The sequence below is a fragment of the Pseudomonas sp. NDM genome, from assembly GCF_003105095.1.
GTDB classification, from domain to species: Bacteria; Pseudomonadota; Gammaproteobacteria; order Pseudomonadales; family Pseudomonadaceae; genus Aquipseudomonas; species Aquipseudomonas moraviensis_A.
This window is the reverse complement of record NZ_QETJ01000004.1, coordinates 51,949-75,198: the sequence shown is the minus strand read 5'-3', so window position 1 is coordinate 75,198 and position 23,250 is coordinate 51,949. Positions and strand designations below refer to the sequence as shown.

Annotated in this window: 5 protein-coding genes; all 5 read right to left on the bottom strand. The window is 64.3% G+C overall.

Annotation, left to right across the window (positions count from 1 at the left end):
• Positions 1–2: 2 nt before the first annotated feature.
• Genes DCO47_RS01910 through DCO47_RS01890 form a run of 5 tightly spaced genes read right to left on the bottom strand, consistent with a single transcriptional unit; the run spans position 3 to position 23,094 of the window.
• On the bottom strand, positions 3–209 hold the full coding sequence (locus DCO47_RS01910) for an MbtH family NRPS accessory protein (protein WP_116657323.1): 207 nt from the start codon (positions 207–209) through the stop codon (positions 3–5).
• On the bottom strand, positions 202–885 hold the full coding sequence (locus DCO47_RS01905) for a hypothetical protein (RefSeq protein WP_116657322.1): 684 nt from the start codon (positions 883–885) through the stop codon (positions 202–204). The genes DCO47_RS01910 and DCO47_RS01905 overlap by 8 nt, the downstream gene beginning before the upstream one ends.
• Complete coding sequence (locus DCO47_RS01900; RefSeq protein ID WP_116657321.1) at positions 882–9,977, bottom strand: non-ribosomal peptide synthetase; 9,096 nt, start codon at positions 9,975–9,977, stop codon at positions 882–884. Before DCO47_RS01900 ends, DCO47_RS01905 begins: the two co-directional genes overlap by 4 nt.
• Positions 9,977–14,089, bottom strand: coding sequence for a non-ribosomal peptide synthetase (locus DCO47_RS01895; RefSeq protein ID WP_116657320.1), 4,113 nt, complete (start codon positions 14,087–14,089; stop codon positions 9,977–9,979). The genes DCO47_RS01900 and DCO47_RS01895 overlap by 1 nt, the downstream gene beginning before the upstream one ends.
• Positions 14,086–23,094, bottom strand: coding sequence for a non-ribosomal peptide synthetase (locus DCO47_RS01890; protein ID WP_116657319.1), 9,009 nt, complete (start codon positions 23,092–23,094; stop codon positions 14,086–14,088). The genes DCO47_RS01895 and DCO47_RS01890 overlap by 4 nt, the downstream gene beginning before the upstream one ends.
• Between the last annotated feature and the right edge of the window lie 156 nt (positions 23,095–23,250).

Genomic DNA, 23,250 nt, shown 5'->3' with positions numbered 1-23,250 from the left:
TTTTATTGGAACGACACCGATGATTGCTCGTGCAGCGAACGCGGGCACATGTCGATCCAGTGTTCGTTGATGTAATCCAGGCAGACCTGGCGTTCGCCACGCATCCCCGCCTCGTTCCAGCCGCTGGCCATCGGCTTGCCCGCCGGCCACAGGGAATACTGACCCTGGGCGTTGATCACCACAGCGAATTGCAGGTGTGCGTCATTCATGTCGTTCTCCTGTTGAACGGGATTGCAGCGTGGCCAGACTCCGGTCGAGCCCGGCGGCGAGATGGTTGAATACGGCATGTCGCTGTTCGTCACTCCAAGCGCAGACCCCGACGTAAACCCGCACGGACGCCCCGCAGACCTGAGCGCAGGTGTCTGCATCGTCGTCCGCAAAGGCCCGGGCCGACACCTCGGCGTTGGCGCTGGCATGAGCCTGGGCAAACGCGGTGGCAGCGGCCTCGGTATTGAGTTGTGCGTAATACTCGGCGAACGCCTCGGCATCGCCGAAGTGCTCGGAAATCGTGGCGCTGTTGGCCGGTGCGAGGCCGTAGGCCATCGCACTGGCGTGGGCCTTGGCGTACGCCGCGTCGTAGGGGTAGGCCTTGCGGTACAGCGCCAGCAACACCGGTTTGAGCGTGGCCCGCCACTCGCCCCGACGCCCGATCACGCCGAGCGCCGCCCGCTGATGCAGGCTTTGCAACGCGAGCAGCGCCTGCTGATGTTCCGGCAAGGCTTCGCAGAGCATCGGCACGACCACGTCGGCCTGCCAGAGATGAAACAGCTGAAACGGCACCTGACCGCGCAATTGCCTCAAGCGCAAGGCCGCGTTCGAATCGGCTTCGCACAACACCTTGGTCAAGGCCAGCCACCATCGCGGCATCGAGATCGGATCATTCATGGCGCAGGCTCATCCGTACCGATCACCTCGGCCAGCAACCGCGCCCAGCGGCCCGCCACGATGCCGTAGTGATCGGTGTCGAGGATTTGCCAGCTGCGCAACTGCGGCAGCAAGGCCTGCCAATTGCGTTGCAGGTCGTCCGGGTTCCAGGCATTGCCCAGCCCGTAAGGATTGGCCTGCCCGGCGATGAACAGCCGCACCGCTGTGGTCGCCAGCGCCGGCGGCTGGAAGTCGAGCATGCTGGTCATGTTGTTTCGACAGCACACCGTCAGCCGTTGCAGATACGCCTGACGCTCCTCGGCCATGCCCTGCCCTTCAACCTCCGGCCAGCGCTGGGCGAACTCGCGTTGGAACACCTGCTCGATCGTCTGTTCGTCGATGCCGGCCAGTTCCGCACCGGCATCCGGTGCGGGCGGGTCGATCAGGTATAACAACGGTTGGCTGAATCCGTCAGCCTGGGCCTGATGACACAGAGCCTGCGCCACCCATGCACCAAATGACCAGCCTGCCAGGCGCCAAGTGCTGCCGGGCGGAAGGTGGGCCTTGATCGCCGCCTGATACCGGCGTGCACGTTCGTCCACGCTGATGTTCGGCAACTGCGGGAGACGCAGCGCCGGGTCGGCGATCACGCACACGCCCAACTCCGCCGGCAATGCCGACACCAGTTCCCGATAGGCCTGCACATCGCCACCCACCGGGTGGATCAGGTACAGCCAATCACGGCCGGCACCGGCATGCCATTGATCAATCCGCACCGCGTCGTGCCAGTCGTGCGGTGCAGCCAGGGGCGCCTCTTCAACCGTGGCGGTCGACACCAGCCCAAGCACTTCGCTCAGGCTGACCTTGTGGCTGAATTGCGACAGCTGGAATACCTCACCAGTGGCCGCTTGCAGTTCGTCGATCAGGTCGAGCAGCGTCAGCGAATCCGCGCCCAGGTCGTACAGTGAATCGTCGTCCTCCAGCTCGGCCACACCGAGCCACTTGCACAAACACTCACGCAGGCGCGTCGACAGATCCACGCCCTTCGGTGCCTCGACCACTGCGGCCACGGCACCATGGCGTACCGGATAGAACCGCCGCGCCGTGTCGATGCCGGTGGTGGAGATAAGTAGCTGCGGCAACTGCGTCGCCATCGCCAGATCGAACACCCGACAGCCCTCTTCGGCGGACAGGCCAACCGTCAAATGCTCCAGGTGCGCGGTGTCCGCGCTGTTGCTGGTGGTGGCCATGCCGATGTCGCGCCAGATGTCCCAGTTGATCTCCAGGCGCAGGCAAGCGCCGGTCGCGTTCGGGCGATAGTGGGTGAATCCGTCGAGCACCCCGCTGGCCGCTGCGTAGTCCAGATGCCCCGCGCCGCCAAACAGTGCTGACATCGACGAGCAGTACAGGACAAAATCCGGCGTCAGGTGCTCGATCAAGGCCTCGACCGCTAGCATGCCGCGGGTCTTTGCGGCCATGGCCTGGGCCATTTGCCGAGCATCGCGGTGACGAATCAGGCTGCCTGCACCGACGCCCGCCGCATGAATCACCCCGCTCAAACGACCGTAACGAACGGCCAGTTGATCGAGTACCTGCGGCCAGCGCGGCAGGTCGGCGATGTCCGCTTTGATGCAGTCGATCCGCAAAGCGTAAGCCGCCAGAGACGCCGGCAATTGCCCCTGACGCGAGAGCAGCACCACCCGGCGTGCAGGTGCCTGCAGCAGGTGTTCGCACAAGGTCCGGCCGATGCCGCCGCTGCCGCCCAGTATCAGGAACGTACCGTCTTCCGGCAGAAGCCCTGATGTCGTTGCCGGGCCGGTCAATGGCTGAGGCATTAAACGTGGCTGCCAGAGATAACCATCGCGCACCGCCATTCGCCGAGGCGATGAGACCGGATCGACCAACAACGCTGCCAACTCGCCCGCGTGCGTTCCGAGGCGTGACGACGGCCAGTCCAGCCAGTGGCAACGCACCGGGTATTCCTGCGGCACCACTTCAGTGACGCCGGCCAGCGCTGCCAGTTCGGGCCGCTGAACCTCGCCGTCCACCGGGCATGCCTGCCACGACATCAACCACAACCGCAGACGGGTCGTGCGCGGGGTTTGCCCCCAGGCCTGCATCAGCGCACTGATCGTGTCCAGACAGGCCCACTGCGCCAGATCCAGCGATTGCTCGTTGACTGCACCAGCCACCGCCAGTGGCAAGGCATGCAGCCAGTCGAGCTCGCCGAGTGCAGGTTCTGCGACCTCAGCGAGCAAACGGGTCAGGGCCTCAGCGTCCAGCGGATCAAGCTCGAAACGGTCCGTGCTCAGGCGTTTGAAACCGTTGCCGGTGCGCACTTGAATCACGCATCGATACACGGCGTTCAGGCTCGCCAGCAATGTCGATTCGGGCGCGTCATGGCTGCACAGAATCAACACCTCACGGGATCCGGCCGTCCCTGTCGCGCTCAGGCGCCGGGTGCGCACCCACTGTCGCTGGTGGAACCAGTCCGCCAGCGGTTGTCGCTCAAGGGGTGGCGCATCAGGTTGAACAGCTACAGGTGGCTGGAAACGATACGGCTGAAGATCGAACGATGACGGCGGCAAATCCCAGGGCGGCGGTGCCGAGCACTGCGACCATTGGATCTTCGCGCCTTCGTACCAGGCGTCCAGCAGCTCCTGCGGCGATTGATCAACGACTTTAAGTTGCGCGCCCGAAGCGGTGATTTCCTTGATCGCTGTCGGCTGCAATGGAATGTCGTCACCCGGCCGGCAGACCATCGCGAAGCGCCAGCGCAGTTGCCGACGACCTGACTGCAAGTGCCGCAACAACGCGGTCTGCTGCTCAGGATTCGTTTGCAGGTATTCGCGAATCGCCGCGATATCGCGCAGCAACTCCGCCCGGCTATGCGCTGAAATCATCAGCAGCGGCAACGTTTCCTCAACAGTTTGCTGCGCCGTAGGTGCAGCACCAACGATGACATGCGCGTTGGTCCCGCCGATCCCGAAACTGCTGACACCGGCCAGTCGCCGCCGCCCTTGCGGCCATGGCCGGGACGTGGTCGGCACATAGAACGGCGAATGCTCCAGGTCGATCTGCGGGTTGATCCGGCCAAAACCCAGGTTCGGCGGCAGTACGCCATGGAACACCGCGAGGCTGGCGCGAATCAGCCCGACCACGCCCGCCGCCGCACCCAGATGACCGATCTGGCTTTTCACCGAGGCCAGCGCGCATTGGCCGGCCGGCGCATCGCCGAACGCCTTGGTCAACGCGGCGACCTCGATCGGATCACCGAGCAAGGTGCCGGTGCCGTGGGCCTCTACGTAGCCGATGTCAGCGCCGGTTAACCCGGCACGGCTCAAGGCATCGCGGATGACCGCGCTCTGCCCGGCCACCGACGGCGCGGTGTAACTCATCTTGGCCCGGCCATCGTTGTTCAACGCCGATCCCTCGACCAGCGCGTAAATCCGGTCGCCATCGGCCCGCGCCTTGGCCAGCGGTTTGAGCACCACTACGCCGTAGCCGCTGGCGCCAAGGGTGCCGCTGGCGTCGTCGCTGAACGGACGACACAAACCGTCGGCGGAGAAAATGTGCTGCGAGCGGTGCCGGTAGCCCTCGGTCAGCGTCGGGTCGATCAGCACCCCGGCCGCGAGCATCACGTCGCTGTCGCCCTGACGCAGCATCGAACTGGCCAGGTGCACGGCGATCAGCGAGCTGCCGCAAGCAGCCTGCACGCTCAGGGCCGGGCCGTTCAGGTCCAGGTGATACGCGGCTTTGGTCGCCAGAAAATCCTTGTCGTGATGCAGCGCCAGCTGGAAGCCGTCGGGCAAATCGTCGTCTGCGGTTTCACGCAGCATTTGCTGGAAGTAAGTGGTTTCGCCGCAACTGGCGATCAGGCCGATGCGCGGGCCATTCGCCGACGGGACGATGGCCGCGTGTTGCAGGGCCTGAACGCACGCCATCAGCAGATGCCGCTGTTGCGGGTCCATCAGGCGCGCTTCCTGGCGGCTGATGCCGAAGTAATCAGCATCGAAATCGAGCATGCCCGCCAGTTGACTGCGGGCGCCGACCAGCCCCTCGCCAGCGGCAAAGTGCTCAATGCCCAGCCGATTGCCTTGCACCATCGCCCAGAACTCGGACAGGTTCTGCGCCCCGGCCACATTGACCGACATGCCGATGATCGCCATAGGCTGATGGCCTGCATCGGTCTGCCGTACACGCTCGGCCACGTCCACCGGCGCGGTCGACAGATGCGCCGCCAGACGTCGCACCGTGACGTATTCGAACAGGTCGGCCATTGTCACCTTGTGCGGCAGCTCTTCGGCGTAACGGCCATGCAAACGCATCAAGCCGAGGCTGGTGGCGCCGGCCTCGAAGAAGGTCTGCTGCGGTTCGATCTCCCGTCCGATCACGGCCTGGAACAACTCGCTGAGTTGCCGTTCCAGCGCGGTCAATTGAACAACCGGTGTTGGCGTACTGCGCCGCTCCAGGGCCTCGCCAACATTCGGCAAGGCGTTGCGGTCGATCTTGCCGCTGGGCGTGCGTGGCCAGAGGTCGATCCGCCGGTATTCATCGATTCGCACATGGGCCGGCAGCAGTTGCGCGACCTGACGATCCAGCTCACCGGATGTCGCAGGTTCGCCCTCGAGCTGCAGCCAGGCGATCAGCCGTGGCGGATCGGCCTGCACCGCCACCACCGCGTTGACCACTTCCGGCACCTGCATCAGCGCCGACTCGATCTGACCCAGTTCCAAACGATGGCCGCTGAGTTTGATCTGCTGATCGTCACGTCCCAGATAATGCAGGCAGCCCTGGGCATCGGCCCACGCCAGATCGCCGGTGCGGTAGTACAAATTGCCGTCTGCCAGCTCGACAAACCGCGCAGCGTTCAACACTGGATCAGCCAGGTAGCACCGGGCAACCATTGGCCCGGCCACCAGCAGGTAGCCACGGCAGCCGTTGGGCACCGGGCGGTCATGCTCATCGACCAGCAACAGCCGCGCATTGCCAACGGCATGGCCGATCGGCGCGCGCAACGACCAGTTCCGCGCCACGGACGGCAGGCGCAAGGCGCTGACCACGTGGGTTTCGGTCGGGCCGTAATGGTTGAACAGCGAGGCGTGCGGCATGCCGCCGAACCAGTTGCGCAACGCATCGGTGCAAAGCAGTTGCTCGCCGGCCGTGATCACCTCGCGCAATGCCAAAGGGTAAATGCCCCGGGCCACGGCGGTTTGCGCCAGGTGCTGCAAGGCCACGTACGGTAGAAACAGGCGCTCGATCCGCGCCTCCACCATGTACTCCAGCAACGCCTCGGCGTCCTGACGCCAGCGCGGCGTGATCAGGTGATAGCACCCGCCGCCGCACAGGGTGCTGAAAATCTCCTGAAACGACACATCGAACGACAGCATCGAGAACTGCAGGGTTACCGCTTTGGCCGGCAACTGCCCTTCGGTGCGCTGCCATTGCAGCAGGTTGCACAGGGTGCGCTCCGACACTTGCACACCTTTGGGCGTGCCGGTCGATCCGGAGGTGAACAGCGTGTACAGCGGCCGTTCGCCGGCGTGGCGTCGACGTTCGAACGTTGTGGCATTGGCGCTCAGATCGACCCGATGGGTGGCGAATCGTCCGGCGTTCAGGTCATCCAGCGCTGACTTCGTCATATCGCTGAACAGCACGCAATGCGGTTGCGCCTGTTCCAGCACCTGGCGCTGGATCGCCACCGGATAGGCAGGATCCAGCGGCACGGCCGTCAGATTGAGTTTGGCCAGGGCCAGCAAGGCGACGATGTGTTCCACCGAGGCATCGAGGAACAGCACGACATGCAATGGCGCGTTCCCGACGGGCAACGGATGGCCCTCGATCAGGTTTGCCGTCAGAGCATCGGCCAGCGCATTCAGTTCGCTGTAGGTAAGGCGCCGCTGGCCTTGAACCAGCGCAACCGCATCCGGCGTGCAATGCACTTGATGCTCGAACCCGTCCGCCAGTGTGTTGAACGGCAGCGCAGTCCGAGGGCCCTCACTGGCCGGGGGCAAACCACGTCGATACGGACCGAGCAAATCGTTGAGGTTGGCCGCCGGGGTTTCCAGCAACAGGTCCAGGCCTCGGCGAAACAGCGCATTCACTGCGCGCATCTGTTCGCCATCGAAGTAGCTGCACTGATATTCCCACCAGCATTCCAGTTGCGACCCGCTGCCCACCATCAACAGCGTCAGCGGGCACTTGGCGTGCAAGTGCTCGTTGAATTGCAGCGTCGCGTGCAGGTTCGAATCGGCCAGCGCTGCGTAATCGGTGTTCTCCAGCACGAACATGAAATCGAACAGTAACGGGCTCGACGACAGCCGCAGGTCTTCCACCAGATCCGCCAGCGCCACGTCCTGCAACGCCAACACCTCGCGCACCGTGGCGGTCTGCTTGCGCAACTGTTCGTCCAGGGTCGATGCCTGCTCGACGGCGGTCGGGATCAGCACAGTGTTGGCAAACATGCCGACCGTGTCTTCGAACTCCGCCAGTGGCCGGTTGGACACCGGACTGGCGATCCGTGGCCGTTCGCACCCGGTCAGGGCGTACAGGCTCCAGGCGAAGACGCTGAACAGCACTTCGAAACGGGTCAGCCGTTGTTGGGTGCAAAAGCGTTCGAGGGCCGCGCTGCGCAGGGTGCCCAAAGGTTCCCGGTGCAACCGGGCGTCCGGGCTGATTTCGCGCATTGGCATCAATGCAGGCGGCGGTTCTTCCTGACGGCGATGCAACTCGGCGAGGGCGCGGCGCTGGTCACGATAATGCGGATCGACGCTCCACTGGCGCTGCCACTGGCCAAACTCCAGCGTCGTCAAGCGGGCCGCGGGTTGCAGGCTGTCGCGGCCTTGCAGGACATCGCTGTAAAGCTGCGCCAGGTCGTCGAACAGCAGGTTCACAGACCAACCATCGACGATGATGTGATGCAGGTTCAGCAACAGCCGGCAACTGCCATCGGCGAACGGCAACAGCCAAGCCTGAAACAGCTTCGGGGTGGTCAGGTCGAACGGCGCGGCGAACACCAGGTCGGCGAAGGCCTGCCAAGTGTCCTCGGTGAAATGCCCGACCGCAAAGATGCGACAGGTCGAGCCCTGCTCGGCGATTACCTGATCCAGCCCATCGGCACCCGCCACGAATGCCGTGCGCAACCCCGGATGACGCTGCACCAGACGCCCCAAAGCCTCGGCCAGTGCCGCGACTTCGACACCTGCCGCCAGATTCAGAATCAGCGGCACGCTGTAGGCGGTCGAGGTCGGCGAGCGTTGTTGCAACAGCCACAGGCGGCGCTGTTCGCCGGTGGCCGGTAGGCGTTTTGCGCGACTGATCGCAGGCGCGGGTGGGTAGATCGACGCGCCGTTCGTTTCACCGCTCAGTTGTACGGCCAATGACGAGAAAGGCTCGTTGAGCAACGTATCGATCGCGATCTCGCGCTGCCAGCGGACACGGATCGCCGAACGCAGGCGCATCGCCTTGAGCGAATCGCCGCCACAGCCCAGCCAATCGTCCTGCGCACTCAGAGCGGGTTGGCTGAGCAGCGAACGGGCCTGACTCAGCAACCAATCCAGCGCCGGTGATGCGTTTTCGTTATCCGTAGCCGTCAGGACTGGGTGCCACGGACTCAAACCTTGGGCCAGCAAGCTATCACGATCGATCTTGCCATTGGCCGTCAGCGGCAGGCGCTCCAGCAGGAATAGCTGATTAGGCCGCATGTAAGGCGGCAGTTGTGCCCGCAGATGGTTTTCGAAAGCGTGATAGTCCAGAGCCCGGCGAGGCACGATGAACGCCAGCAACTGATGATCTTCCGCCGCCTGCCGCCGGGTGCAGACATACACCTGCGCCACACCCGGATGCTCCAGGATCCGTTGCTCCACCTCCCCCGGCTCGATCCGGAAACCCCGGATCTTCACCTGCCGGTCGACCCGCCCCAGGTACTCGATCAAGCCTTGGGTATTGCGCCGCACCAGATCGCCGGTGCGGTAATGCACCTGCGCGCCACCGTCGAGGTCGGGCAAACGGACGAACTGGCGGGCGGTTTCTTCGGGCCGGTTGCGGTAGCCACGGGCGACACCACTGCCACTCAAATACAGCTCGCCGACCTCGCCTGCCGACACCGGGCGTTGCTGCTCATCCAACACCTGCACGCCGGTATCCGGCAACGGCCGGCCAATGGGCGCCGAGTCGCCGGCAAAATCGCGGCTGATCGGCCAGCACAGGGCAAACGTGGTGCATTCGGTGGGGCCGTAGACGTTGAAGATCCGGCAGCGACTCTCAGGATTGGCCCGATACCATCCGCGCACGGCGGCAGCGCTGATCTGCTCACCGCCGATCAGCACCTGACGCATGCTGGAAAAGCACGACGGCCACTCGGCAATCATCGTGTTGAACAGCGACACCGTCATGAACAGGTTGTCGACCTGCGTGCGCTCCAGCACCTCGGCCAGTCGACGCGCATCCAGCACGTCCTCGTCAGCGATCAGGACGCAGCAACCGCCGTTGAGCAGCGGCGCCCACAGTTCGAAACTGCACGCATCGAATGCCGGATTGGACAGGCAGGCAAACCGGTCCGTCGGGCGAATCTCGATATAGCCGTCGGTGGACGCCAGCCGCAGCAAGCCGCGCTCGCCAACCTCAACCGCTTTCGGCGTGCCGGTGGTGCCCGAGGTGTAGAACAGGAACATCACCTCGGCGAAGTCTTCGGCCAGTGCTTGCGGCGGGGCGTCCGGCTGATCGAGCAAGGCCTCGACGCTGGTTTGCCACAGTGAAGGCGACCAAAACGATTCGTTATTCAGGGTAATCAGGCCGACACACGCCGCATCCGCCAGCATCAGTTCCCGGCGTTGGCGCGGGCTGGCCCGGTCCAGCGGCACCACTACCGCGCCAACTTTCAACGCGCCGATAATCGCCGCAAACCACTGCCAGCATCGCGGCATGCACAGCGCCAGCGACTGGCCGGGCTCGACGCCGCGCGCCAGTAACCCCCGGGCGATGCGTTCGCTGGCGCTGGCCAGTTGGGCGTAAGTCAGCCTGACCGACTGATCGATCACCGCCGGGGCTTGCGGATTGCGCGCCACTTGCTCGGCAAAACGCGCGAGCAACGGCCTGTCATTGGACGCACTCATTATTTCGCCTCCTGCGCGTCGAAGCGTTGCAGCTCCCGACAGATGATTTGCGAGACCCGGTGGATTTCCGCGCTTTCGAGCATGTCCCAGTGCCCGCCGCTGACCAGTTTCGCCAGATAGCCGCTGCCCGCGCGGCGACGCCAGAAGCCGCGCAGTTCATGCAACTGATGGCGGCTGAAATCTTCCCGCGCCTGGATCAGCACCACACGGCCGGCGCGCGGCGAGCACTCATAAGCGGCCATGGCCAGCCGGTTGTGGTTGTAGATGTTGAAATAGCGCTCGACCTGGGCGTCTTCGATGCCGGGGTACATGCCGTTGAAGCGCACCAGTTTGTCGCGAAACTCGACCATGTCCACGGTGCCGATCTGCTCGCGGAAACCGGGGTCGTCGCTACCCTGGGTGTCAAGCAGCACCACCGTCACCTGACGATGCCCCGCCGCCGTCAACCGTCGCGCCATTTCATAGGCTACGAGGCCGCCGAACGACAACCCCGTGAGGATCAGCGCTTGCTGTGTCAGCGGCTCAATCTGGCGCAAGTAGGCCTCGGCCATCGCTTCGACCGTCGGCTCGGTGCTCTCCCCCGGATTCAGCCCCGGTGATTGCACGCCGTAGACGCCGGTTGTATCCGGCAGCACCTTGGCCAGCGATAGGTAGCAGAACGCCGTGCCGCCCGCCGGGTGAATGCACACCACGTTGTGCTGGCCGCTGCCGCGTCGGAATTCGATCAGGTTGCTCTGGGCCAGCGCCGGGTTGGCCCCGACCCGCAGCCAGCCGCCCAGCGCCTCGATGGTCGGGTAGCTGAGCACCACCCGCACCGGCACTTCGACCGCGAACTGCTGGCTGATTTCATGGGCCATTTTGATTGCGGCGATGGAGGTGCCGCCGACATTGAAAAAATTGTCGCGAATGCCGATCTGCGGCGCCAGCAACAGGCTTTTCCAGATCTGGTACAACGCCAGTTCGATGTGATCGCGCGGGCTGCTCAGGTTGACCTGGCGGTTGGTCATCTCTTCATCCGCCAACGCTGTCAGCGCGGTTCGGTCGACCTTGCCGTTGGCGGTCAGTGGCAGCGCGTCGAGCCACAGGTAGCTGCCGGGGATCACCGCTCTGGGCAGTGTCGTCGCCAGATGGGCGTGCACCGCTGCTTCGTCCACGGTCTCGGCCACCACGCAACACGCCACCAACCGCTGATCCTGCGCTGCTTCGCCGACCATCAGCACCACGGCGCTGCGAATGCCGGGAAACGCTTCGAGCCGGGCCTCGATCTCGCCCAGTTCCAGACGCACGCCGCGCAACTTGACCTGAAAGTCGTTGCGACCGAGAAATTCCAGTTGACCGTCCGGGCGATAACGCGCCAGATCGCCGCTGCGATAGAGCCGATCGCCTGTCACAAACGGATTGTCGATAAAGCGCTCGGCACTGAGCTGCTCCAGTCCCAGATAACCACGGGCCACGCCCACGCCGCCAATGTGCAGATGCCCGGTCACGCCCACCGGCACCGGCTGGTCGCGGTCATCAAGCACGTAAAAACGGTTATTGGAAATCGGCCGGCCGATCGGCAGCTGCCGGGCCGGTACCTCGGCACCAGGCTCCAGGGTCCAGATGCTGTTGATCACCGTGGTTTCGGTCGGGCCGTAGACGTTGTGCAGCCGCGCATGGGGCAGGCGCTCCTGAAAGCGCCGGGCCAGAGCCGGTGGCAGTTCACCGCCGCCGCTGAACACGTCAGTCAGCGACGCACACTGGCTGACCTCGTCGACCTCCAGAAACAGCTGTAGCATCGCCGGCACGAACACCAGCGCCGTGACCTTCCGTTCGCGCACCTCGCGCGCCAGATACGCTGGTTCGTAATGCCCGCCGGGCCGCGCGATCACCAGCAGCCCGCCAGTTGCCAGCGGCCAGAACGTCTCCCACGCCGAGGCATCGAAACCGAACGGAATCTTGTGCAGCATCGCCCCCGCTTCGCCGCAGACCTGCAAACACCACAGCAGCAGGTTGCTCAGGCCACGGTGGGCGACCATCGCCCCCTTGGGCAAACCGGTGGTGCCCGAGGTGTAGATCACGTAGGCGAGGTGGTCAGGGGTGACGCCGACATGGCGCGGATCAAGATTGTCCGCCGGCAATGACGCCCAGCTCGCGGCATCTTTTTCGAGGTCGAGAATCGGCGCTTCCCAGGTCGAGCCTTGCACGGCTTGCCGCAGGATAGCGTGCGCCGAGCCGAGGGTCAGCAGCACCGCCGGCGTGCTGTCACCGAGCATATGGCTCAGGCGCCCCAGCGGATAATCCGGATCCAGCGGCACGTAGGCGCCGCCGGCCTTGAGCACTGCCAGCAACGCGACCGGCAACTCCAGCGCGCGCTCGATGCACACCGCCACGCGCACATCCGGGCCGACGCCCAAGTTGCGCAAGTGCCGCGCCAGGCGGTTGGCCCGGGCATTGAGTTCGGCGTAGTCAAGCGACTCACCCTCGAACACAACTGCGCAGGCCTGAGGGTTGCTCGCCGCCTGCGATTCGACCAGTTGATGCACGCAGGGCGCCGCTTGCGTCAGTGGCGCGGCGCGGTTGAAGTCCACCAGCATCTGCTGACGCTCCGCCTCGTTCATCAACGGCAAGGCATTGATCGGTTGCTTGGCGTCGGCGGCGATCTGCTCGAGCAGGTGGCGGTAGTGCCCGCTCAGGCGTTCGATGGTCGCAGCGTCGTAGAGGTCGGTGTTGTATTCCACCAGCAAGTCCAGGCGCCCTGCCCGCTCGACCCATTCGAATGCCAGATCGAACTTGGCCGTGGCACTGCTGGTGCCGTACGGCGCCAGTTCCAGCGCGGGCATCTGCACCGCGTTGCCCGGGGTGTTCTGCAGCACCAGCATCACCTGGAACAACGGTGAGTGACCGGGATCGCGCGGCGGGTTGACAGCCTCGACCACGCGATCGAAAGGCACGTCCTGATGGGCGTGGACGTCGAACATCTGCCCCCGCACCTCACGCAGCAGTTCAGCGAAGGTCTGCTGCGGATTCAGGCGCTGACGCAGCACCAGCGTATTGACGAAATGACCGATCAGCGGCTCGATTTCCGGGCGATTGCGATTGGCGAACGGCGTGCCGATGCACAGATCCTGCTGACCGCTGTGGCGCCACAGCAGCACCGCCAATGCGCCCAGCAACACGTTGAACAGCGTGCCCTGGGTCTGCCGGGCCAGCGCGGTGAGTTCACGCAAGGTGCCGCCATCGACGGACGAACTGAACGTGGCCCCGACAAAGCGCTGCACCAGAGGTCGCGGCCGATCGGCGGGCAAGGTCGATAACAGCGGCGCGTCGTCCAGGGTGCGGCGCCAGTAATCGAGTTGCGCGTCCAGCGCCGCACCACCCACCCGCTGTTGCTGCCAGCACGCGTAGTCGGCGTATTGCACCGACAACGGCGCAAGAGTCGAGGTTTCGCCACGCAGATAATCGCCGTACAGCGTGGCGATTTCATGCAGGATCACACCCATCGACCAGCCGTCGGCGATGATGTGATGCACGCTGTACAGCCACAGGTATTCATCGTCGGCCACGTGCAGTAACGACGCCCGCAGCAGTGGACCGGCGGCCAGATCGAACGGCGCCCGGGCATCCTGTTCGACGGCGATTCGCACTTGCTGCTCACGCTCGTCGGCAGGCAATTGGCGCAGATCCGTCACCGACAACGACAGCGGCATCGACGAATGCACCACCTGACGCGGTTCACCGTCCACGCTGCAAAACGTCGTGCGCAGGACTTCGTGGCGGGCCACCAGTTGGTTGAGCGCCCGCTCCAGCTGCGCGACGTCCAACTGCCCTTTCAGCGTTACCGCCGTCGGCACGTTGTAGAAAGGGTTGCCGGGTTCCAGTTGATCAAGAAACCACAGTTGCCGTTGTGAAAACGACAATGGCCAAGCCGCGTGCGCACCTGCACGACGGGGAATTACCGCGTCATCTTGCCCGCCGAGCAAGGCGATCAGTTCCTGTTTGTGACGCTTGAGCGCCTGGGTCAGTTCTTCGCTGAGAAACCCGCGCGGCGCCTTGCAGCGCAGCCTGTCACCGTCAACCTCGAGCACCACGCCATGGCGAGCGAACAACGCCAGCAATTGATCGGCAGTCATACTTCGAATTCCTCCATGTCTTCATCGTCCAGGCTGGCGGTCACAGGCTCGATGGCAAACGCCTCGACTGGCGCGCGGTGTCGTTCATCGGCCGTGCGCAGGCCGCCGATCATCGAGTAGATCAATTCATGGCTCGGCCCGAGGTCGAACAGCGTGGTCAGTTGCTGTTCTTCGACCGAGCCGATACCGCACAGGCCCAGGCCCTGCTCGACGGCGGTCATGCTCAGCAACTGGGCCATGGCGCCGCTTTCGATGTGGCAGAAGTCGCGGCTGCGCTCGCCATACAGCGGACGAATCGCCGCCATGTCGGCGATGAAGAACAGCGAGAACGCGGCGTTCTCGTACACCGGACGGTTGACGAAATAGTCATAGGTGTCCGGGTCGAGCGCTCCGCTCTGGAGCGCCAGCAGACGATGCTGGCGGGGATCGTAGTAATACGCGCCGCCGGGCACGCCGAGCACGCGATCCGGCTTGACGTAGAGGTACGCCTGAATCGGGTACAGCCCGCCCGCCGACGGGAACTGGTATTTCACCTCGCCATCGAGTTGCCCTTGGGCCAACGCCGCCAGTACGTGCGCGAAGGCCCGGGTGGCGATCGGTTGCCGATCGTATTGACGCACCGAGCGGTAATTGCTGAAACGTCGGGCGAAGGCCGGGTCTTGCGGCAGGTCCAGCGCCAGCGCCGGCAGGGTCTGAGCGAAGTCGCGGCGTCCGCGTTGTTCGGCCTTGAACTGCGCCCGCTGCTGGGGATCTTCGATGATGTCCTGTACGGGATCCGAGGCTTGCTGCACGTTGCCGAGCACATCCTGCCGCGCCCGGTTCTGGCGGTACATGCCAAGCAGATGCAGCAACGTTGGTTGGGCCAGCAGTTGCGCCACGTGCGGGCGGAACTGCAAGGCGCCGGACAAGGCGTTGCTGATCCTGACGATATCGATCGACGTTGCGCCGAGGTTCAGCAGATTGGCGTTGGCAGCAATGGAATCGCGCTTGAGCACGTCCTGCACGATTGCCACCAGCCGTTGCTCCTGCGGGCCATCGACTTCGATCGCCGGCCCTTGCTCCTCGATCTGCTGCGGTTCCGGCAGGCGTTTCTTGTCGACTTTGCCGTTGGATGACAACGGCCACGCTTCAACAAAGGTGAATGACGGCGGAATCATGTAGGCCGGCAGTTTGTCGCTCAGGTACGCGCTGAAATCGTTGGCCTGCAACGCCGGATCGGCCTTGAGCACATAACCCGCCAGACGCTTCTCGCCCACCGCGCTGCCCAAAATCCGCACCACCGCGCTCTGCACGCCGGGATGGCGATTGAGCGCGGCTTCGATTTCGCCCAGCTCGATGCGATAACCCTGAACCTTGACCTGATTGTCTTCGCGGCCGAGGAATTCGATGTTGCCGTCCGGCAGCAAGCGCCCCAGGTCGCCGGTGCGATACAGGCGCTCACCGGTCAGTGGATGATCAAAGAAACTGCCGGCGCTGAGCTTGTCATCGCGCCAATAACCTTTCGCCAGACCGATACCGCCGATGTACAACTGCCCCGCGACCCAGGTCGGGCGCACCTGCAGCGTTTCATCCAGCACGTAGAAGCGCTGATGATCGAGGGCCTTGCCGTAGGGAATGCTGCGCCACGCCGGGTCGACATGCTGCACCGGGTAGCAGATCGACCAGATCGACGCTTCGGTGGCACCGCCCAGGCTGATCAACTGCAAATCCCGCTGCAAAGCCCAGGCCCGCTCGGGCAGAGTCAATGGAATCCAGTCACCGGACAGCATCGCCACCCGCAGGCTGGCGGGCAACGCGCCGCTCTCGCCCTCTACGTACTCGACCAGCATGCCGAGCAGCGCCGGCACCGAGTTCCACACGCTGACCTGGTGACGTTCGATCAACGCCAGCCAGTGCGCCGGATCAAGTGACAATTGCGGTTCGAGGATGACCACCGCCGCGCCCACGGCGAGGGTGCCGAAGAAGTCATAGACCGACAGGTCGAAGCTCAGGGACGAGATCGCCAATACGCGGTCGTTCGGGCCGACGGCAAAGCGTCGGTTGATGTCGAGCAAGGTATTGACCGCACCGCGATGATCGATCACCACGCCTTTGGGCTGGCCGGTAGAACCCGAGGTATAGATCACGTAAGCCAGGTCGCTTTCGTTCACCTGCACCGGTTGCAGTGGCAGTACATCGTTTGAGACTTCATCGCTCACCGCGATGGCCGTGACTTGCGCCGGCCATTCGATTTTGTCGAGCAGCGCTGGTTGGGTCAGGGCCAGACTCGCCTCGGCCCGCTCCAGAATATGCCGCAGCCGTTCCGCCGGCTGAGTCGGCTCGATGGGCAGATAAGCGCCGCCGGCATACAGAATCGCCAGGGTCGCGACCACTTGCTCCCAACCGCGCTCCATCACCACCGCGACCAAGCGGTTCGGCAGCACGCCTTGCGCTTGCAGACGGGCGCCGAGTTGCCGCGCCTCGTTGCGTAGCTGGGCGTACGTCAGCTGTCGCGCACCGATTACCGCCAGTGCATCCGGTGTCGCGAGGGCCTGACGTTCGAACAAGTCGTGCATCAACGGCAGCGTGTGCTGGTTGTCGACCGGTGCCGGCAAGCGTGCTTGCGGCAACAATTGCGGCGTATTTGCGCCCCAGGCTGCCGGCTCGCACAGGCTGTCGAGCAGCGTGTTATAGGCGACGAACATCTGCTCGATCATCCCTTGCGGGAACAGTTCGTCGATGCTGTCCCAGTTAAACAGCAGGCGTCCTTCCAGCTCCAGCAACGTGTGGTCGAGCCACACCTGCGGGGTCTGGGTGATGCTGTGCATGTGCCTGGCATTCAATGCGTCGGCGAGATTGAACTCGGCCAGTTCCGGCGCCGCTTCCGACAGTGTGCTGTTGAACACGATCGGCATCGCCGTCTGCTGCACGCCCCGGGCCTGGGACAATTCGCGCAGTACTCGTACACCGCTGACCACCGAATGGTCGATATCGCGCCACAGTTGCGCCTGCACCGCGCGCGCCTTGTCGGTGAAACTCTGCGAACCGTCGATGCCGACTTCCAGCAGCACCAGCGAGGTGAAGTCGCCGATGATTTCGTCTACATCGGGATGCAGCGGCATGCGGTTGAACAGCGGCAGGCTCAGGGTGAAACGCGGCGTGCGGCTCCACAGTGCCAGCACTTCGCTGAACGCGGTCAGCAGCATCACCGACGGCGTCACGGCAAACTGTTTAGCCACGGCTTTGAGCTGCGTCCACTGCGCCGCCGACATGTCGCGGTCGCGGCGGGTGAAGTGCGGGTTGGCGATGCTTCCCGGCTGGCGCACCAACGGCAGGTCCGGCGCCGGGGCCAGAGTGGTCACCCGCTCACGCCAGTAGCCCAGCGCCTGCTCGTAGCGGCGGCCATCGCGCAGCTGTTGTTCGGCCAGCACATAGTCGCGGAAAGTCAGGCCCGGCTCCGCCAGTTCCAGCGTCGGATCGACGTAGAACGCCATCAGTTCGCGGGCGAGAATCTGCGTGCTCGCCGCGTCGACGATCAGCGCGTCGAGGCTGATGTGCAGATGGGTGATGCCGTCGTCGAGCAACGACAGGCTGAACTCGAACAGCGGCCAGCGACTGGCGTCCAGCACCTGGTGGGACTGGCGTTCGCGGGTCGCCCCAAGGGCGCGTTGCGCTTCATCAGCGGGCAACCCGCGCAGGTCGCTGCGCGGCATATGGTAGGTCGGCACCTGCCCCAGTACCTGTTGCGTGCCGTTGCTGAGGAACACCACGCGCAGCATGTCGTGGCGCTGGATCATGCGGTTCAGCGCACGCTCGAAACGCTCGGCGTCGAATTCGGGAATGCGCAGTTCTTCGTAGCCGTGGGCACTGACGCCGCCCAGACTGACCGTGGCCTCGCGACCGAACCAGTAGGCTTGCTGAATATCGGTAAGAGGGAACGGTTCATGTCGATTGCCGCGATCCGGCTCGAGCTGGATGAATGCCGGTTCAACGCTTTGCTCTTCACGCGACACCTGCGCCGCCAGATCCAGCAACACCGGGGTCTGGAACAGGCTGCTCAGGGACAGTTGCGCGCCCATGCGCTGGTTGATCGCGTAGATCATCCGCGTCGCCAGCAGCGAGTGGCCGCCGAGGTCGAAGAAGTTGTCGTGGATGCCGACCCTTTCGCACTTGAGCACTTCGGCCCAGATCCCGGCCATCTGACGCTCAATGTCATTGCGCGGCGCCTCGTAAGTCGCCCCGGCACTGCGTTCCGGCGCTGGCAGCGCCTGGCGGTCGAGCTTGCCGTTGCGGGTCAGCGGCAATTGCGACAGGCGAACCCAGGCACTCGGGATCATGTGTTCGGGCAACTGGCGTTGCAGTTCGGTGCGCAGGCATTCAGGGGTCGCGGTGCCGACCACATAGGCCACCAGACGTTTGTCCCCGGCCACGTCCTCACGCAGCAATACGGCGGCTTCTTGTACGCCGGGTTGTTGATGCAACAGGCTGTCGATCTCGCCGAGCTCGATGCGGAAACCGCGCAATTTTACCTGTTGGTCGATGCGTCCCAGGTATTGCACGTTGCCGTCGGCCTGGAACTTCGCGAGGTCGCCGCTGCGGTACATCCGCCCGCCCGGCTCGGCACTGAACGGGTCCGGCAGGAAGCGTTCGGCGGTCAGGTCCGGGCGGTTCAGATAGCCACGGGCCAGGCAAGCGCCAGCGATGTACAACTCGCCTGCCACGCCGATCGGCACGGGATTCAGATATTCGTCCAGCACGTACAGCCGCGCATTGGCGATGGGGCGGCCAATGGGCGGCGCGTCCGGCCAGGATTCGGCCGCGTTGCAGTCGAGGCTGAATTGGCTGACCACATGGGTTTCGGTCGGCCCGTACTGGTTGTGCAACTGCGCGCCGCCGAGCCCGCGGACAAAGCCACGCAGCTCGTCATTGATTTGCAGGGCTTCACCGGCGGTGATGATCTCGCAGCCGCCGGCCGGCATCGGTGCATCGGCCTCGGTCAGGCCGGCGAGTTGCTGCAACACGGCGAACGGCAGGAACGCCCGCTGTACACCTTCGGCCACCAGGGTCGGGCGTAGCGCGGCGAGGTCCTTGCGACTGTCTTCGGTCATCAGCAACAGGCTGCCGCCCTGGCACAGCGTGCTGCAGATTTCCTGGAACGAGACGTCGAAATTCAGCGAGGCGAATTGCAGCACCCGCTGCGGTGCCCTGGCCTGATCGAGTTGCCAGGTGATCAGGTTGTCCAGCGCACGACGGCTGTGGGCCACGCCCTTGGGTCGTCCGGTGGAGCCGGAGGTGTAAAGCACGTAGCCGAGGTGTTCCGGGGTCACCGTGACCTGCGGGTCATCCGTCGGGTGTTGCGCCCATTGCGATGCGTCAGTGTCCAGGCAGCAGATTTTCGCCTCGTTAGCCGGTAGCCCGGCCATCAGGCTCGATTGCGTCAGCAGCAAGGTAGGCGCCGCATCACTGAACATGAACGCCAGACGTTCGCTCGGGTAAGCCGGATCGAATGGCACATACGCTGCACCGGCCTTGAGGATCGCCAGCAGGCCGATGACCATTTGCGGCGAACGCTCCAGGCACAGGCCGACGCGATGCTCGGGGCCTACGCCTTGTTCGATCAGGTAACGCGCGAGGCGGTTGGCGGCGCGATTCAGTTCGCCGTAGCTCAGTTGCTCACGGTCGGCGAGCAACGCCACGGCGTCGGGTGTTTGCCGGGCGAGGCTTTCGAAACGCGCCACGCAACCGGGTAGCGACGCGGTTTCCCGGGCGGTGCGGTTCCAGTCATGAACGATGCGCTGGTGTTGCTCGGCGCTCAGCAGCTTGATCCCCGCCAGCGACTGCTCGCTATTCTCGAGCATCTGCGTCAGTACCCGACGCAGGTACTCGCCGAACTGCTCGACGGTGCCGCGCTCGAACAGGCCCGAAGCATATTCCAGACCGCCGACGATCCGCCCGTCACGCTCACTGAGGGCCAGTTGCAGGTCGAACTTGGCCACGTGATGGCTGCTCTCGACCGGGGTCACCTCAAGCCCGGTCAGCAGCAGATCGGAATCCTGATCTTGTTCCCAGGCAAACAGCACCTGGAACAGCGGACTGTGGGCCAGACTGCGCGGCGGGTTGAGCAATTCCACCACTTGCTCGAACGGCAGGTCCTGATGCTCCTGAGCCTCCAGCGCCACTCGCCGCGCCTGTTGCAGCCATTGCGCCACCGACGGCGTACCCGATTGAGTCATCCGCAGAGCCAACGTATTGACGAAGAAACCGATCAGCCCTTCCAGTTCCTGTTGCGGGCGGTTGGCCGACGGCACGCCGATCACCACGTCGCTTTGCCCCGACAGGCGCGACAACAACAGCGAAAAACCGGCCAGCAGAGTCATGAACAGCGTCGTGCCTTGCTGCATGCCCAGGGCTTTCAATCGCGCGGTCAAAGCTTCGTCGAAGACCAATGGAACAAAGCCGCCGAGGTAATCCTGCACGGGCGGGCGCTTGTGATCGGTCGGCAGCGCCAGCAGCACCGGTGCGCCGCTGAGGGTTTCACGCCAGTAACGGCTTTGCTGCTCCAGAACGTCACCGGACAGCCACTGTTTTTGCCACACGGCGTAATCCACGTACTGCACCGGCAATGGCGGCAGCGGATCGTCGCGATCCTGTAACGCCGCTGCGTACAGCTGGCCGAGCTCGCGGGTGAGCACGCCCATCGACCAGCCGTCTGAGATGATGTGGTGCTGGGTCAGCAACAGCACATGGTCATCCGCCGCCAGCCGCACCAGGCTGACCCTCATCAGCGGGCCGCGGCTCAGATCGAATGGTTCGGCGCCCTCCTCGTCGATCAAGCGGCTCAGGCGTTTTTGCGCATCGTTCCCCTGTACGTCAATCACCGTCAGCCGGATACCGTGCGCAGGCGGCGAAACCAATTGCCGCCCTTCCCCTTCAACGGCAATGAACGTCGTGCGTAGCGCCGCATGGCGCGCCACCAGTTGATTGAAGCTGTGTTCGAGTGCTGCCACGTCCAGCGAACCGCGCAAACGCAGGTTCAACGGCATGTGATAGGCGGCGTTGCCACCCTCCATTTGCGCCAAAAACCACAGGCGCTGCTGAGCAGACGACAACGTTTGCGCGCCCGAGCGTTCAAGGGTTGTGATGGCTGGACGAGCCGCCGCCTGACTGGCATGCAGCCGTTCGGCGAACTCAGCCAGAACCGGCGCGGCAAACAGCGTCGAGGGTGCCACTTCCAGCCCCAGCGCATGACGAACCTGCGCCAGCACGCGCATCACCAGCAGCGAGTGACCGCCGAGGGCGAAGAACTGATCCTGACGCCCGACCTGCTCGACGCCGAGCACGTCGGCCCAGATTGCGGCGAGCGCTGTTTCCAGCGGGCCTTGTGGTACCTGATACTCCTGCTGCTCGAACGCCTCGATGTCCGGCGCCGGCAGGTTTGGTCGATCGACCTTGCCGTTGGCGGTCAGCGGCAACGCATCGAGACGCACGAAGGCGGTTGGCACCATGTAGTCCGGCAGACTGGTTTGCAGCTGTTCACGCAGCGCGCGCGGGCTCAGTGTTGAGTCTGGTTTTTCGCAGAAGTAGGCCACCAGACGCGGTTCACCGGGACTGTCCTGACGCAGCAACACCACGCTTTCCCGCACGCCCGGAATGTCCGCGAGCCGGGTTTCGATTTCCCCCAGCTCCAGACGCAGCCCGCGCAATTTGGCCTGGGAATCGTTGCGGCCGAGGAATTCCAATTGGCCGTCGGCCCGGTAACGCGCCAGATCACCGGTGCGATACAGACGCTCGCCCGCCACGAACGGGCTGTCGATGAAACGCTCAGCGGTCAGTTGCGGCAGGTTCAGATAACCGCGCGCCACGCCGACGCCACCGATGTACAGTTCACCGGCTCCTCCCTCGGCAACCGCTTTACCGTCAGCGTCGAGCAGGTAAATCCGGGTATTGGGCAGTGCCCGGCCGACGGGCAACACCGCGTCGATCTGGCTGCCTTCGGTGAATTCAAAACAGGTGCTGTCGATGCTCGCCTCGGTGACGCCATAGGCCTGGACGATCTGCACCTGCTCACCGCACAGCCTGCGTAATTGCCGGGCGCTGTGGGCGGTCCAGATGTCGGAGCCGCAGACCACGGTGCGCAGGAACGACAGGTCGTGGCCGGTCTCTTCGACCCACGCCAACAGTGGATTGAGCAGCGCCGGCACGAAGTCGGCAAAGCCGATGTGCGCGTCACGTATCAAGCGATACAGGGCCGGCGGGTCCATCAGGGTGTCCCGTGGACACAGCACCAGCGTGCCGCCAAAACCCAGCGCACGGATCAGGTCGGCGCTGAACACGTCGAAGGAAAAGCCGGCCATTTGCAGGTGGTTGATCGGCTCGCCCAACTCATAGAGTTGCGCCCAGTCAGCACTCACCGCAACCAGCCCGCGATGCTCGACCATCACGCCTTTCGGGGTGCCGGTGGAGCCGGAGGTGTAGATCACGTAAGCCAGGTGACGGGGTGTCAGGCCGATCGCGTGAGGATCAAGGTTGTCAGCCGCAAGCGCAGCCCAATCGCGGGCGTCGGCCAGATCCAGCAGAGTGGGGGTGGTCGCCGACTGTTCGAGCGCCGCCCGCAAAACAACGCGCGCCTGTCCATGGGTCAGCACCACCGGCGGTGCGCTGTCGGCCAGCATGTGCGCCAGCCGCGCCTGCGGATAAGACGGGTCCAGCGGTACATAGGCGCCGCCGGCCTTGAGCACCGCGAGTACGCCGACCAGCATTTCCAACGAACGCTCCAGGCACAGTCCGACTCGCACGTCCGGCCCGACCCCGAGCTTGCGAAGGTGATGGGCCAACCGGTTGGCGCGGGTGTTCAGTTCACGATAACTGAGCGCCTTCTGCTGCCAGCGTGCGGCGATGGCATCAGGGTTGCGCAGCACCTGCGCCTCAAACAGGCCGTGCACGCACAGATCTGCATCGAACGGTTTCAAGGAGCAAACGTCGGGCTGCGTTGGATTCGTCCCACGCAAGGAAGTGTTATCGAGCATCGGAGACTACCGTCCATGACTACTTTATTGTTGTGATCAGGCCGGGACAGAACATGCCCCGCCAGTCAGGCCCCGGCATCGGATGCCGGCAAGGTCATTCGAATTCAGGAGGATGGCACGGCACGCGCGTGCAGACTCGCGTTGAACGCGGGCACA

What these genes read in the sequence shown, in the direction of transcription:
- DCO47_RS01910 (WP_116657323.1), bottom strand. Translation starts at nt 209, where the DNA reads ATGAATGACGCACACCTGCAATTCGCTGTGGTGATCAACGCCCAGGGT.
- DCO47_RS01905 (WP_116657322.1), bottom strand. Translation starts at nt 885, where the DNA reads ATGAATGATCCGATCTCGATGCCGCGATGGTGGCTGGCCTTGACCAAG.
- DCO47_RS01900 (WP_116657321.1), bottom strand. Translation starts at nt 9,977, where the DNA reads ATGAGTGCGTCCAATGACAGGCCGTTGCTCGCGCGTTTTGCCGAGCAA.
- DCO47_RS01895 (WP_116657320.1), bottom strand. Translation starts at nt 14,089, where the DNA reads ATGACTGCCGATCAATTGCTGGCGTTGTTCGCTCGCCATGGCGTGGTG.
- DCO47_RS01890 (WP_116657319.1), bottom strand. Translation starts at nt 23,094, where the DNA reads ATGCTCGATAACACTTCCTTGCGTGGGACGAATCCAACGCAGCCCGAC.